Origin of the sequence: Parasphingorhabdus sp. (assembly GCF_039977335.1) — a bacterium.
GTDB lineage: Bacteria > Pseudomonadota > Alphaproteobacteria > Sphingomonadales > Sphingomonadaceae > Parasphingorhabdus.
The window spans coordinates 1,646,347-1,661,499 of record NZ_JBDWDI010000004.1 but is presented as its reverse complement, the minus strand read 5'-3'; the positions used below and the strand labels follow the sequence as shown (position 1 = coordinate 1,661,499).

Below are 15,153 nucleotides of genomic sequence, written 5' to 3'. Positions count from 1 at the left end.
AGGAGAAGGGTCTGTTCATTTGATAATCAGCTTAACAGGACTGATCGAAGCAGAGATGCTATTGGTCGAAATACCAGCTTATTAAAAGGGTTTGAACAATAGCATCTCGAAATGAAAATTATTTCCAATACCTTCCAGCCGCAGCGCTATCCTTTGCTTCTACCGATCCTGCTCGTGGTTGGCAGCATATCGCTGTTCAAACTCGCTGGTCTTTACCCACTCTCATCTCGTTTTGCCGAAGACATGGTGCACAGCAGCTTGCAAATACTGCTCTGTATCGCTGTCATCGCATTGCTGAAACGATTTGAACTATTTGACGCGACCGGACTAACCAATACTATCCGTAATTGGCCCCGAAACTGGCCGTTCGCGGTTGTGCCGATGGGATTGATTGGACTGATCAACTTGTTATCTGTCGACTGGAATGCGCTTACCTTTGATGGCGTTCGTGTAACCGGATGGATTTACAACAGCGTTTCCACCGGGCTGTTTGAAGAAATATTGTTGCGGGGCTTTTGCTTCTATTTTCTCTATCGTTGTTGGCAGGAGCGGGAAAATGCCATCTTTCTGGCGGCGTTCGCGCAGGCTTTGATCTTCGGCGTCGCCCATTTATCCAATTTGCAAAATGCACCCGTCGGAGATGTTTTGCCGCAAGTGATTTATGCGACCCTTCTGGGTATCGGATTTGCGGGTATCGCTGTCTATACGAAATCTATCTGGCCAACGATTGCGATCCACAGTTTTATCAATGCCATGGGCGACCTCGATAATTTCTTCGGCCCCGAAATACCCGACAGCGCCGGTGATGTGTCAGGATATCTTGCAGCGATAATAATTATATTCTGTGTTGCAACCGTTCCGGGACTATATTTGTTACGATTGGGCCAGAAGCGAATAATATCCGCCCGTGAGCCAGGCTGACAGCCATCTCACGACCCATATTCATCATGCCGCTTGTCCCAGAACATCTCCCCCTTGGGCCAGCCTTCGGGTGCGACTTCCCAAGGCTCCTGACGGCCATAAGGTGTGAGATCGAGCCAAGTCCAGTGGCTGCCCAAATGCTCGACACCGCGCTGATCTGTATAATAGGTGCGGTAAATGTCTTCCCCGTTGCGCAGAAAAACACTGGCGACATGATTCTCACCGTCGTCATTGGTGGCGTTAAAGTCATAGTTGAAATCGCTGCCGAAAGAAGACACCCATGGCAGGTCCCAACCCATTCGCTGTTTGTATTGCATCAGCTTTTCCAAAGGCGCCCGCGAGACCAGCACGATAGATGTATCCCGTGCGTGCAAATGGGCCGGATGGGACATTGCATCCGTCACCCATGAGCAGCCAGGGCAACCGGCTTCGGCATCTGGCGCAAACATGAAATGATAGACAATGAGCTGTTTTCGATCATCAAACAGATCCAGCAAGCTGACCTTGCCATTTTCACTCTCAAACGCGTAGCTTTTCTCGACCTTCACCATCGGCAATTGTCGTCGCATTGCATTGAGAGCATCATGCGACCGCGTCAGTTCTTTTTCTTTGACGCGCAGCTTTTCGATAGCGGCCTCCCAATTTTCCTGTGTGACAATATCCGGTTGCGCGTGCCCTCCCATTTGATCCTCCCAATTCATGATCCTGTTGAGAAATCAATAGTAGCACATCTGGACGAGCCAGGCGATTCAGGGTCGTTCAATCCTTCCGAATGTTCTTCTGCTTCTCTATGTTCGCGCGCAGCTCAAACACATCGGGCCGCGCATAATGGCCTGCGACATCCATATCGAATTTGCCCCGCATCCGGTCGTTCAAGTCAATTTCAGCAGTTAGCAATGTCGCTTCGCCAAACACCGGTCCAGCGACAACTTCACCAGACGGGGCAATAATACAGCTACCGCCTTTGATCAGAACCGTATCAGAGTCATTGCCTTGAACCGCATCAAATTGATCGCTGTTCAACCCAATCATACCGCGCTCCAAATATTGGCAGGCAGAAAGCACAAAGGCTCGACTTTCCAGGGCGATGGTTTGCATGGTTGGCAGCCAGACCGGACGATCATCTACGGTCGAGACACAGTAGAAATCGGGCTGGGCATCATAATAATAGCTGCGCAACAACGGCATGTAATTTTCCCAGCAGATCGCGCTAACCAGCCGCCCGGCGCTGCTGTCCATTACAGGTAAGTCGCTGCCATCGCCTTGGCCCCAGATCAGTCTTTCCATCGCGGTGGGAACCAGCTTGCGGTGCACGCCCAGCAGCGATCCATCCCGTTCGAAACTGAAAGTCGAGCAATAGAGCGTTGCGCCTTTCCGCTCGATGGCACCCACCACCACGGCAAGATCATTGGCCGCGGCTGCCTCGCTCAATGCATCAAATTCGGATGAACCCAATATGATGGCATTGTCCGAATAGAGCCGGAATAATTCCCGTCCGGCTTCATCGCGCGATCCTACCCGAACCCCAAAATCCACGCCTTTGGGATAGCCGCCAACGAAGGCTTCCGGGAAAACGGCGAGATTGCTCTTCGCAGCCTTAGCGTCTGACAGCAGGTCAGAAAATTTGCTCAGGGTAGCCGGTGTATCGAATGGATCGGATCCGGCCTGAACCACTGAAACGATACGCGTTTTGGATTTGCTGCTCACGACCTAACCTCTTTCTCGCTTATGGAACGTCCCATAAAGCCAGAACAGAGCGCAGCGCTGTCACAAATGCAAGCGGTTGGTCGAGCATCAGATGATGTTCTGCCTTGGGCACTGCGATCATCGGAATATGCGCGCCTCCCAACTCGCGCAAATAGGCGGTACTATCGCCATCGAATAGCCTGCTATTCTCGCCATAGATGATCGCCAGTCGGTGCGGCAAATCGACTATCCGTTGCGGCGCCTGCATCCATTTGGCTTGATCATTTTCACTACGATGGAACACTTTTGGATTGAACTTCCAGGTCCAGCCGCCCTCAACCCGGCGCATGCTGTGATAAGCCATATATTCCAGCAGAAAAGGCGTTTGCACATCCTGTGGCGGAGCCAGGACAAAGCGTCCGCGGGCCGTCTCATAGTCGGGATAGATATTGGTTGGCCGATCAGACTTGCCAGACCCCGGAGGCCCACCACCACCCTTGAAATGGGCCGCAAGCTTTTCTGGCCGCATGATCATAAGATCACAGATGATCAGACCGCCAAATCTATCGCCTGCCAATTCCATTGCGGTCAGCGCCACACCGGAGCCAAAGCTATGCGCGATGATTTTCGGTTTCACCGGACCGGAAAAAAGATCCAGCGCATCGGCAAGCGCCACCATGTCTTCGGCGCGCTGCGCCCCTTCAAATTCGGCGCCTATTTCACTTTCGCCCATACCGGCCAGATCATAGACGATAATGTCGTAATCCTCGGCCAGAAACGGGGCGATAAATGCAAAACAACGGGCATGGGCAAGAAAGCCGTGCGTCAGCAGCAGCGGCGGATTGCCGCGTTTGCCCCAGCGGAAATAATGGACCTTATGCCCACCGACCTCCACAAAAGCTTCTTCACGAGGCACGTCCAGTGCTTCAGTAAACCAGTGTGGCAGGTCTTGATCGGTAGACCAAAGTTCAACAATGTCAGTGCTGCCTGTCGTAATGGAATCAGACAACCGCAATCGCCTCAATCTCGATCATCAAACCGGGGCCGGCTAAGGCCGAGCAACCAATGGCGGTGAACGCCACTTGATTGCCACCCAGAAAAGCCATGATGGGCGCGAATGCCTCTGCACCCTTTTCTTCGGTATAATCAACAATGAAAGCGCGCGCAGACACGATATTCTCAGGTCCGGCACCGGCCGAAGCCAGCGCTTTGCCAAGATTATCAGCGGCCAGTGCAGCCTGCTCTCCAATGGTTGCAGGCGGCGGATCACCGCCGGGTGTCCATGCCACCTGACCGGAGATGAAAATCATCTTCCCTGGCGTACAAGTCGTGACCTGCGAATAGCCCATCGCTCCCGCATCCGGCAGCGTGTCCGGGTTGATCCGCTCAATATCAGCCATGGTTATTCGCCTTTCCAGTCGGGTTTGCGTTTCTGAGCGAAGGCCAGCGATCCTTCCTGCGCATCTTTGGAGGTAAATACCGGGCCGGTAATTTCCGCCTGCTTCTTCCAGGCTTCTTCGCTAGTCCAATCATAGCTTTCGTTGATGATTTTCTTGGTCGCTTTCAGCGCTAGCGGGCCGTTGGCAGCGACAGTTGCGGCCAATTCAATCGCCGCGTCAAGAGCAGGGCCATCGGTTAGGCGGTTTACAAAACCAACATCATAAGCACGCTGGGCCGAGAAGAAGTCGCCGGTCAATGCCATCTCCATCGCAATGCGTTTGCCAACCAATTGCTGAAGCTTAATCACCCCGCCGGCTGCTGCGACGAGTGAGCGCTTCACTTCAGGAATACCGAATTTCGCGTTGCTATTGGCAACACAAAGATCACAAGCCAGAGCCAGTTCCAGACCACCTGCCAACGCATAGCCTTCGACCGCTGCGATAATCGGTTTCTCCGGACCCTTTTCCGTAATACCGCCAAAGCCATAGCCTTTCACTGACGGTGTTTCCCCGCGCAAAAAGCCTTTCAGATCCATGCCGGAGCAGAATGTACCGCCCGCGCCAGTGATAATCCCGGCGTTGAGGCTGTTATCGTTATCGAGCTGCTCCATGGCAGCTCTGATGCCTTCCGCCGCTGCCTTGGTCATCGCGTTCTTCGCATCTGGCCGGTTGATGGTGACGATGATGAAACCGTCCTGAATATCCGTGAGCACTTCTGACATATTAATCTCTCCTTTAAATCCTAATCGAATAGCAAGCCGGCCAGTTTCGACCGTTGATAAGCAGCGTCACCTATGAGTGCGCCGTCGAAAATGGCTTTACGCCTGTGCAATTGGGCGTCGCAATCATGGGTGAAGCCGAAGCCGCCATGAAATTGAATCGAGCGATCAGCCGCACGGCTGTAACTGCTATGCGCCTGCGCCGCAGCCATGCGAACCGCCACTTCGCCGCGACCCTGCTCTCCCCAGCTATGGGCGGCGCTATAGAGATGGGTCCGGGCTTTTTCATATTCGACATAATTGTCCACGGTGGGATGTTTCAGCGCCTGAAAGCTACCGATAATCTTGTCGAATTGCTTGCGCGTTTTCAGATATTCAAGCGTGTAATCAATCACTGCCTGAGACCCGCCACACATTTCGGCGGCGTGGATCAGGCCTGCTGCAAGCTCAACCTTCTCGATGGTTTCGCGCGTCCGACCAGCATCGAATAGAGCATCTGCTGGGATCGTCACACCGTCCAGAGTCAGTTCAAAGCTACGTGCCGTCTCGTCAATAATCGACTCTCGCCGCAGTGCACCTTCCGGCACAGCAGATCGTTCGATCACAGCAAAACGGACATCAGCGTCCACTTTTATCGAAGCGATGATCAGTTCCGCGCTATCGGCCCAACGCACCAGTTGCTTCTTGCCAGACAGGACCACGTTATCGCCATCTTGCTTACCCGAACAGGTAATATTGCTCAGGTCCCAGTCACCACCATCTTCGGAAAGCGCCATCGTGGCCGCACCACCTGCTGCAATTTTAGGAAGCCATGCCGCCTGCTGCGCTTCGTTACCGCCAGTGAGCAAAGCCTGTGCCGCGATTGTTGTAGAGCCGAAAGGCGTATTCATAAGGTTGCGGCCCATTTGCTCGGCAATCGGGACCACTTCGGCCATGGATAGGCCGACTCCATCATGTTTCTCGGGAATTGCGATTGCCAGCCAACCCAGTTCGCCAATTTCTTTCCAGACCTGTGGATCATAGCCCAGATCGTCCTCGATCAGTGCCCGAACCTTGTCCATAGGTGACTTGTCGCGGCAGAAGTTTGTCGCGACATCCATCAATTCAATTTGCTCTTCGGTCGTGCCGATTTCGCCTAAATTATCCATTTTTATCGGTCCTGATCTATCGTGTCTTAGGCAGGCCAAGCGCATGCTCGGCGACTATATTGCGCTGAATCTCTGACGTCCCGCCACCGATTGTCGCCGAGAAGCTGTTGAGATAGCTGCGGTGCCAATAGCCGTCATCGACCGCATTTTCATCACCGACATAATAGCCCGCCTTGGTCCCCTGAAAGCCCAGTGAAAATTCGGTCAGCTCGCGGATCAACTCGGTCCGCGCCAGCTTGTTCATCAGCGGCAATCCCATGGGCTTGTCCTGCATCAGCTGCGGCATCCGGCGGCGGGTATTGTTGAGATTGAGCGCCTGAATATCGATCATATATTGTGTCATCTTGTCGCGCATCACTGGATCATCGAGTAGCGGCTTCCCGTTCCGCACCGAATTTTTCGCCAACTCGACAATCTGCATGACGTCCAGTTCCTTGACGAAATAACCGCCGACCGGTTTCACCTTCGCACCGCGCTCATATTCCAGCGTCTTCATCGCCATCGACCAGCCATTGCCCTCACCGCCAAACAGGCAGTCAGCCGAAATGCGCGCGTCGGTGAAGAAGGTTTGGACAAAGCCATATTCGCCGGTGAGCTTCTTAATCCGGCTTGTGCTGATCCCGTCAACCTTCATCGGATTGAGGAAGAAGCTAAGGCCCTTATATTTATTCTCCGCCTCAAAATCGGTGCGCGCCAATAGGATCATATATTTCGCCCGGTCACCCAGCGAGGTCCAGATTTTCGATCCGTTGAGGACATATTCATCGCCCTCTTTTACGGCTTTCAACTGCGCGTTGCCCAAGTCACTGCCATGCTCCGGCTCGGAAAAACCCTGACACCAGATATCCTCGGCATTGAGCATGCCCTTGATATACGTCTGCTTCTGCTCCTCGGAACCAAGATCAAGGATGAGCGGCCCGGCCCAACCATTGCCGATCGCATTGAGCATGATCGGCGCGTCATATTTTTTCATCGCCCGGGTCGCCGCGCGCTGGAAATCGGTATGGAGACCGCCGCCGCCATATTCTTTCGGCCATGCCGCGCCGAGATAGCCCGCTTCATAGACTTTGCGCTGCCATTCGCGCAGGAAATCAAATTGTTGATCGGTGCTCACTTCCATGAAGGTCAGTGGTAACATGAAGCCCGGATCGCGGACCGTGTTTTCTTTGAACCACGCATCGGCGGCTTGGGTATAGTCCTTTAATTCTGCTGCATCGGGCTTTTCGGCCATGGCGCTTCGCTCCTGAAATATCTTATCAATAGGGTCAGTGGCAGCGTCCGCTGCCTTGCCCTAAATTGGGAATCAATTGCTATTAATTGAACGATTAAATTTGAAAAAGCAATGGTCTGAAATATCAGTCAGGAGAGCGACAATGGCAAGTGAACAGAAACATGTGATGTGCCGGGCCTGCCACGCCCATTGCGGCCTGATTGTCGATTTTGAAGATGGCGTGCCGGTCAAAACCCACGGCGACAAGAATAACCCGGAATTTGAAGGCTATAGCTGCATCAAGGGGCGGCAACTGGCCAATTATCACAGTTTCGATACCCGTCTGCTGACCAGTTACAAGGGCATGAAGCACGGCCAGAAAGAAACCGTTAACTGGCGCACTGCCGCCAAGGAAATTGCCCAGCGCATCGAAGCCATAGTCGACGAACATGGTCCCGATAGCGTCGCGTCTTATGTCGGCACCTTCGGCTACAATAATCTCAACGGTCATGCGTTCATGCTGGCGCTGATGGATGCCATTGGTTCGACCTCTGTCTATGACAGCGTCACGATTGACCAGCCGGGCAAAGGCATTGCCCGCGCGTTGGTCGGTCCGTGGCTGGCAGGAGCCCCCCGCGTTGGCGACTGGGATGGCCTGATGCTGGTCGGTACCAATCCGGTTGTGTCGATGAATGGCGGCCTTGGCATGAACCCTGCCAAAAAACTCCATGACGCCAAGAAGCGCGGCATGCAGCTGATCGTTATCGATCCGCGCAAGACCGACAGCGCGAAACAGGCTGATTTGCACCTGCAATGTCGCCCCGGAGAAGACCCGATCATCCTCGGCGCGATTGCCAAAGTGGTGATTGAAGAAAAGCTCTATGACGAACAATTCGTCGCCAACGATGTAGATGGTTTCGAGGCCTTGAAAAAAGCCGTCGCCCCATTTGACCCTGCTCTGGCCGCCGAGCGCGCCGATGTGACAGCCGAAGAAATTGTGCAGGCTGCACGCATGTATGGCGGCTGGAAAAAAGGCAGTATCAGCGTCGGCACCGGCCCCAATATGGCGGGCGGCGGCAATATCACCGAATATCTGAACCTGTCGCTGACCTCGATCATGGGACACTGGCTGCGCGAGGGCGATATTAACCGGCGCAGCGGGGTATTTATGAAACCCGCACCGCCGGTTGCTGCTTCCCCCGGGCCAATGCAAGCATGGGGCTTTGGCCGCAAACTGCATAGCCGCAATCTGGAACAGAGCATTTCCGGCATGCCGACAGCTGCGCTGCCCGACGAAATCCTGACGCCAGGTGACAAGCAGGTGAAAGCACTGATCTGCCTTGGCGGCAATCCAATGCTCGCATGGCCGGACCAGCTCAAGACATTTGAGGCGATGAAGGCCCTTGATCTGCTCGTCTGTCTAGATCCGCGCATGTCGAAGACGGCCGAACTGGCCGACTATGTCATCTCGCCAAAACTCCACTATGAAGTCCACGGTAATACTGCGGCTCCAGAACTTTATGGCGGCTTTGGTGCCGGATGGGGTTTCGAAAATAACTATGCGCAAGCCAGCCTGCCAATCATGGAATCGCCAGAAGGATCAGACCTGTGCGAGGAATATGAGTTTATTCACGCGCTCGCCAGCGAAATGGGCAAGCCGCTGAAAATCAAAAGCTTTGCCTTGGTGTCGCATCTCGAAGAGCGTGAGGAAAAAGCCACGACCTTTGAACCCAGCGAAACACCTGACCCGATTACCGCGTGGAGTGCTGCGCTTAACGGATCGCCGGTTCCAGTGGCCGATGTCTATGCGGACCCGGACGCGCACAAGGGCAAAATCGTGGACGCACAGGCGTTGATGGTCCAACCCAAGCCCGCCGACTGGGAAGGCAAACTGTCGGTTGGCAATAGCGCGATGATGGAAGAACTGGCAGGCTATGCCGAGCGCCTTGGCCAGCCGGTTGAAGAAGACGCTTTCCCGATGCGGATGATTGGGCGGCGGATGACCGAAATCCATAACAGCAATTGGCATGAAGATCCGGTGCAACGCAAACGCGTGCCACATCATCCCGCGTTTATGAATCCGGAAGATATGGACGCGCTCGGCCTCACCGAAGATCAACCGGTCGAGGTGGAATCCGCGCGCGCCTTCATCAGCTGCGTGGCCAAGGCGGATAAGACGGTCAAGCCGGGCTGTGTTTCGCTCCCGCATAGCTGGGGCACCAATCCGGATGAGAAAGAAGATCCCTTGGGCGCAGGCGGCAATACCGGCCGATTATCCTATAATGACCGCGATTTTGACAAGCGCACCGGCATCCCGCTGATGAGCAGCATCCCCATCCGCGTGCGGGCGAAGCAGGAGGTGCTCGAAGCAGCGGAATAATCTCTCGGGATCATCCAGAGGAGTTCGTCATCCCAGCGCAAGCTGGGATCTCTTCGAGGGTGGTGCCTTGTCTTGAGGAGATCCCAGCTTGTGCTGGGATGACGCATAAAGGAACAGACATGACCAATCCTCTTTTCGACCTTACCGGCGAAGTGGCCGTTATCACAGGCGCCGGACGCGGCATTGGTGAAGGCATGGCCAAGACGCTAGCCGATGCGGGGTGCAATATAGTGTGCGCCTCTCGCAGTATGGGCGAGATCCAATCCGTCGCAGATGAAATCAACGCGAGCAATACGGGCGGCCGCGCGATTGCTCAAGTCACCGATGTCACCAGCGCAGAACAGATGGACGCGCTCGCCCAGCGCGCGGTCGATGAGTTTGGCAAGCTCGATATCTGGGTCAATAATGCCGGCGGTTCGCTGGTCTCTGCCCCGCTGACCGATCTGGATGAAGCGGAATGGGACAAGACCATGGCGGTCAACCTGACCTCGGTCTTCCACGGCGTGCGCGCCGCCTGCAAGCATTTTGGCGAAGGCAGCCGGATCGTCAACACCAGCTCCATGGCCGGACAAGACCCCTTCCCCGGCAGCGGCCACTACAGCGCGGCCAAGGCCGGCGTGCTGATGCTGACCAAAACCCTCGCCCACGAACTCGGACCCAAGACCCGGGTAAACGCGATCCTGCCGGGCTTTGTTCCGACGGAAACGGTGAAAAAAGCGCTGAGCATGACGGACGAGGATTTTATCGGTTTCGAAGACACGCTAGGCCTGCCCGCCGGACGTTTGGGAACACCACAAGATATCGGCGCGCTAACGCTTTACCTGTGCGCGCCGGCTTCGGAGTGGGTGACCGGGCAGTGTATCAGAATTGCGGGGACGCCTTGAGCGATCGCCAAATCCCGAAAGCGGACACTTTGAAGAATGGTCAATCTCAGCCAATATAGCCCGACCAAGGATCTAACCACTCACCTGTTGCTAATTTAATTTATGTAATATAGTTACATTTTATGGTCCGGACTCTGCGACTTACTCAGCGTAATCTTTTGGCAGCTATTTGGTTGCCAATAGTCTGTGGCGTGTTTTTGCTCGTGCAAATCATGACGGCTGGGCATGCCCATAATGAAAATCTGGATGAAGCGCCGGAAGCCTCTTGTGCAATTTGCGTTCAAGGCAGTCAAAGCGACGACTTTGATCTGCCAACGCCAGCAGTGATGCCGCCGAATGTTGCTCCAGAATCATGGACAGCACTAGTCGTCAAAAGACAGCCGGCCATCTTCGCGCTTAAGGGAAAAGCGCGGGCCCCTCCCTATTCCTGAAATCAGGTGACTTATCCGCATGTCATGGAGTCATATGACACGGATAGCCTGATGCTTCCGAAAAATACTGCCACCCGGTCTGAATAGTCCGGGTGAGCATTTTATCTGATTTACAGGAATACATATAATGAAAATAAAAAATACCGCTCGGTTGCTTATGGGCAGCGCGGCATTGTGCATCGCTAACACAGCTTTTGCACAATCAGGGAATAATGAAACTGGGGATAGTTCTGCGGAGGATGAAAGTGCTATTATCGTGACAGGCACACGGCAGGCTTATCGCGGTGATTTTGATGTACTGGAGACTCCTCAGGCTGATCAGATAATCGATCAGGAATTGCTTCGCAATTCCGGCGCGCTGGACTTGAATGATGCTCTTGATTTGTCGGCATCTGTTGCGCAGCAGAATAATTTCGGCGGCCTCTGGAACTCTTTTTCGGTTCGCGGTTTCTCTGGCGACATCAATCTGCCAAGCGGGTTTCTGGTCAATGGCTTTAACGCAGGACGCGGCTTTGGCGGCCCGCGTGATCTGGCGGGAATCGAATCCGTTGAAATATTGAAAGGGCCGCGCTCGGCTCTTTTTGGACGGGGTGAACCCGGTGGTACGATCAATCTTGTTACCAAGCGGCCACGGTTTGAAACGTCGGGCGAGATCGGGTTTCAGGCCGGGTCGTTTGATTTCTATCGCGGCGATGTCGATCTTCAAACTACGCTGGGTGACAATGTTGGCGTGCGGCTTGTCGGCTTTTACGAAGATGCAGGAAGCTTCCGTAGAACGGTCGAGACCGAGCGTTATGGCCTATATCCGTCGATTACCGTGAAGCTCGGTGAGAATACTGTAGCTACCTATGAGCTGGAATATACCGAACAGAAGGTGCCGCAGGACCGCGGTGTCATCTTTTCCGATCAGTTCGGCTTCTCGCCGCGCAGGCTGTTCACAGGCGAACCTGATGCGCTCGTCGACCTTGAGGTTCTGGGGCATCAGTTAGAACTTCAGCACGACTTCGGTGAAAATTGGGGTATTCTTATTGGCGCAGGATACCGGGAGACATCGCTCTTCGGAGATGCGTATGAGAACAATTTCGGCAGTCGCCAGCCTTACCTGGTTGATGGCGAAACCATTTCGCGTTTTTTCCGGTTTCGAGATTATGAAGCGGAATATCTGGCTCTACGCGCCGAAGTAACCGGTGAGTTCAACACGGGTAGCATTCGCCATCGTGTGATCTTCGGAGTGGATTATGATGAGTTTGATAATGATCAGGTAGCCAATCGTTTCCGCCAAGCTGGTATCGGCGGCGCGCCAAGCAGCTCGCTCGATCCAGTGACCTATTTGTTGATCGATGTCGATAATCCCCAGTACGGCCTTTATCCGCGGCCCGATGCAGCTGCGCAAATCGATCGACTTGAAAAGACAAGCGGTCTGGGTTTCTACATCCAGAACCAGATCGATTTGACCGAAACGCTTCAGATACGCGTTGGCGGCCGGTTCGACGACTTCGATCAAGAGCTGATCAACCGGCGCAGTGTTCCTGCGGTTGCGAGCACGTCGTCCAACAATGCGTTCTCGCCGCAAGCGGGCATCGTTTTTCGCGCAACTGACAGCATCAGCCTATACGCGTCCTACGGGGAAGGCATTCGCCAACTCTCAGGCGCTGATTTTGAGGGAACATCGTTCGACCCGAATAAGTCGACCTCGTTCGAGGCTGGTATCAAGCTTGATTTTGGCGGGATATTTCCCGGCGTGCAAGGTTCGGCCACCGCGACCATCTTCGACGTCGACCAAAGCAACATTCTCATCTTTGACCCCCGTCCGCAAGCAGCTGGCGAGCTGATCCCTGCTGGCGAGGCGCGCAGCCGCGGACTGGAACTGGATGCCAATGTGAGCTTCGACAGTGGTTTCCGTATCTGGTTTTCCTACGCCTACACGGATGCGGAATACACCAATAGCGGGACGGACTCTGGAACTTTTACCACCTTCGAGCCAGGCGAGCCACTGATCAACTCGCCCGATCATAAGCTAAGCTTGCAAATGTCCCAAAGCTTTACAGTCGCTGACATTGCCGCACAAATTGGCGGAGGGGTGATTCATGTAGGGGAACGAAACGGCGAAGTGGGCGGTGATTTCGATCTGCCGGACTACACCACAGTCCGTCTATTCGGTCAGATCGAGCCGATCGAAAACTTGGCGTTGCGGGTCGACATCGATAATCTGTTCGACGAGACCTTTTACACAAACTCCTTCGCGAATGTCTGGGTACAGCCAGGCGCTCCAAGAACGGTGCGCGTTTCTGCTCGGTTCAAGTTTTAGGAAAATAAGGTCCGGCTCCATTGTCCTATCAGACGAGTAATCGAACATGACTTCATTGAAACCAGCACCCTCTCGTATCGCTTCGATCGATATCATGCGCGGGCTGGTGATCATCCTGATGATGCTCGATCATGTGCGGGAGCGTTTCTATATGCACGTGCGCACGGGTGATCCGATAGCGGACACGATCGAGCCGGACCTCTTTTTTACACGAATGTTGACGCATTTATGCGCGCCGATATTCATATTCTTGGCCGGGACATCTGCCTGGCTTTATGCGCATCAAAAAGACGGCGAATATCGCTCACCCTCGATGTTTCTGTTTAAGCGCGGCGTCGTAATCCTTCTGATCGAGATTGTATTATACTATCTTGTGTGGGCGGATAGCTATCCTACCTTTCTGTTTCTGCAAGTGCTTTGGGCGATCGGCCTTTGCATGATCGCGCTGTCGGTTGCCTGCCGCTTCAACTATTGGGTGATTGGGGTTTTGGGCTTCCTGATTGTGCTGGGACATAACTTCCTGACGCCACTGGATTTCGAACCCGGTCACTGGGCTTATATTCCGTGGGCCATTTTGCATGATGGAGGTAATCTGACGCAGATCGGCCCTCTAACTATCGATCTATCCTATCCCAGCCTGCCATGGTTTGGCGTTATCCTACTCGGCTATTTTGCCGGGCCACTATATGCGCGCTCGACCAACGCTGTTACGCGGCGCAATGCGCTGATCACAATCGGGGTAATATGTCTGGCACTGCTGCTGTTTCTACGCGGGTTTAATATCTATGGTGAAACACTGCCCTGGTCTGTTCAGGAAAATGTGATCGAGACGGTTATGTCTTTCATCAATTTCACCAAATATCCGCCTTCTCTGGATTACATACTGCTAACTTTGGGTATCGGTTTTCTGTTGATGGTCTGGATCGATTCAATACAGAAACAAAATCCTGCACTAAAATTGATGCAGACATTCGGCTCGATCCCGATGTTCGTTTATATTCTACATCTCTATGTGTTGTTGGCGGCCTATTGGATCTTATACGCTGTCTTTGGTGCAACGCATGGGGAACGATTTGGGCTCGATAACGTTGGAATGATCTGGGTCGGCACGGTATTGTTGATCGCGGTGCATTACCCGATCGCCAAGGTTTTCGCTGCCTATAAGCATCGAGAGAAACGCAACAAAGCTTGGTTGAGTTATTTCTGATGTGTTCTCACTACATACAGGTTGCGCCCGCCAACCAAGCCCTATTCCCAGTTTGTATATTAGCCAGTTTCTATCTTTGAGTAATGGAAAACAATATTATGACCTCCCCACTTGAAACCCGATCCCTATCGCTAAATCGTGAAGGGAATACCGTCTTAGACGGCGTTTCGTTTGCGGTCGCCAAGGGTGAAATATTTGCTCTGCTTGGTGGCAATGGCGCTGGAAAATCTAGTACATTGCTTGCATTTCTTGGTTTTATCCAACCTGCGAGTGGAGACATTCTCGTCAATGGTACAAGCGTCACTAGCGATGTTGTCACTGCGCGTTCTGCCATCGCCTATCTACCAGAAGCAGCTTCGCTTTACGGGCATTTGACCGCTTACGAGAATCTGGATTACTTTCTTGATCTAGCCGGCAAATCAGCGAACAAGACTGACTATGATCAAGCGCTGGACCGGGTCGCGCTTCCCGATGAAGCCCGGTCCCGGCGCTTGCAATCCTACTCCAAGGGGATGCGGCAAAAGACAGCGATTGCGCTTGCTCTGTTGCGCGAGACGCCGATTTTGCTGCTCGATGAGCCGACCTCCGGTCTTGATCCAGTGGCGATTGATGAGTTTCATGATCTGGTTAAGAACCTGGCCAGCGCTGGTCAGACAATTCTTATGGTTACGCATGATGTTTATGGTGCGTGTCAGGTAGCGGACCGGATTGGATTGCTCAGGCGCGGCCAGTTAGTTGGTAGTTTTTCCGCCGAGAACGGAAAGCGCATTGATACCGAGACGGTACACGCAGCTTTCGCGGAGCGAGAAGCAGCATGAGT

At 53.6% G+C, this 15,153-nt stretch carries 13 protein-coding genes; 6 read left to right on the top strand and 7 right to left on the bottom strand.

What is annotated here, in order from left to right:
* Window positions 1–111: 111 nt before the first annotated feature.
* Complete coding sequence (locus tag ABJM21_RS15350; RefSeq protein ID WP_348300868.1) at window positions 112–921, top strand: CPBP family intramembrane glutamic endopeptidase; 810 nt, start codon at window positions 112–114, stop codon at window positions 919–921.
* An 8-nt stretch (window positions 922–929) separates the two neighbouring features.
* On the opposite strand, the gene ABJM21_RS15345 is transcribed toward ABJM21_RS15350, so the two are convergent.
* From ABJM21_RS15345 to ABJM21_RS15315, 7 genes are all read right to left on the bottom strand, one after another.
* Window positions 930–1,604, bottom strand: coding sequence for a DUF899 domain-containing protein (locus tag ABJM21_RS15345; RefSeq protein WP_348300867.1), 675 nt, complete (start codon window positions 1,602–1,604; stop codon window positions 930–932).
* A 76-nt stretch (window positions 1,605–1,680) separates the two neighbouring features.
* Window positions 1,681–2,628 (bottom strand): carbon-nitrogen hydrolase family protein, encoded by a 948-nt coding sequence (locus ABJM21_RS15340; RefSeq protein WP_348300866.1) that lies wholly within the window; start codon window positions 2,626–2,628, stop codon window positions 1,681–1,683.
* Between the two features lie 19 nt (window positions 2,629–2,647).
* A complete protein-coding gene (locus tag ABJM21_RS15335; protein WP_348300865.1) occupies window positions 2,648–3,616 on the bottom strand; it encodes an alpha/beta hydrolase in 969 nt (322 codons plus the stop codon).
* Complete coding sequence (locus tag ABJM21_RS15330) at window positions 3,609–4,007, bottom strand: RidA family protein (RefSeq protein WP_348300864.1); 399 nt, start codon at window positions 4,005–4,007, stop codon at window positions 3,609–3,611. Before ABJM21_RS15330 ends, ABJM21_RS15335 begins: the two co-directional genes overlap by 8 nt.
* Before the next feature lie 2 nt (window positions 4,008–4,009).
* Complete coding sequence (locus tag ABJM21_RS15325; RefSeq protein ID WP_348300863.1) at window positions 4,010–4,768, bottom strand: crotonase/enoyl-CoA hydratase family protein; 759 nt, start codon at window positions 4,766–4,768, stop codon at window positions 4,010–4,012.
* Between the two features lie 20 nt (window positions 4,769–4,788).
* Window positions 4,789–5,913, bottom strand: a complete 1,125-nt coding sequence (locus ABJM21_RS15320) for an acyl-CoA dehydrogenase family protein (RefSeq protein WP_348300862.1) — start codon at window positions 5,911–5,913, stop codon at window positions 4,789–4,791.
* Between the two features lie 16 nt (window positions 5,914–5,929).
* Window positions 5,930–7,144 carry an acyl-CoA dehydrogenase family protein gene (locus ABJM21_RS15315; protein ID WP_348300861.1) on the bottom strand — a complete coding sequence of 405 codons (1,215 nt, stop codon included), beginning with the start codon at window positions 7,142–7,144 and terminating at the stop codon, window positions 5,930–5,932.
* Window positions 7,145–7,286: 142 nt separating this feature from the next.
* Between ABJM21_RS15315 and ABJM21_RS15310 the strand changes: the two genes are divergently transcribed.
* The 5 genes from ABJM21_RS15310 to ABJM21_RS15290 all read left to right on the top strand — a co-directional run bounded on the left by ABJM21_RS15310 (window position 7,287) and on the right by ABJM21_RS15290 (window position 15,151).
* Complete coding sequence (locus tag ABJM21_RS15310) at window positions 7,287–9,503, top strand: molybdopterin-dependent oxidoreductase (RefSeq protein ID WP_348300860.1); 2,217 nt, start codon at window positions 7,287–7,289, stop codon at window positions 9,501–9,503.
* A 119-nt stretch (window positions 9,504–9,622) separates the two neighbouring features.
* Window positions 9,623–10,387: an SDR family oxidoreductase gene (locus ABJM21_RS15305; RefSeq protein WP_348300859.1), complete on the top strand. Its 765-nt coding sequence runs from the start codon at window positions 9,623–9,625 to the stop codon at window positions 10,385–10,387.
* A 558-nt stretch (window positions 10,388–10,945) separates the two neighbouring features.
* Window positions 10,946–13,126, top strand: coding sequence for a TonB-dependent siderophore receptor (locus tag ABJM21_RS15300; protein ID WP_348300858.1), 2,181 nt, complete (start codon window positions 10,946–10,948; stop codon window positions 13,124–13,126).
* A 46-nt stretch (window positions 13,127–13,172) separates the two neighbouring features.
* Window positions 13,173–14,333, top strand: coding sequence for a heparan-alpha-glucosaminide N-acetyltransferase domain-containing protein (locus ABJM21_RS15295; RefSeq protein WP_348300857.1), 1,161 nt, complete (start codon window positions 13,173–13,175; stop codon window positions 14,331–14,333).
* 98 nt (window positions 14,334–14,431) lie between these two features.
* Window positions 14,432–15,151 carry an ABC transporter ATP-binding protein gene (locus tag ABJM21_RS15290; protein WP_348300856.1) on the top strand — a complete coding sequence of 240 codons (720 nt, stop codon included), beginning with the start codon at window positions 14,432–14,434 and terminating at the stop codon, window positions 15,149–15,151.
* The last annotated feature ends 2 nt before the right edge of the window (window positions 15,152–15,153 follow it).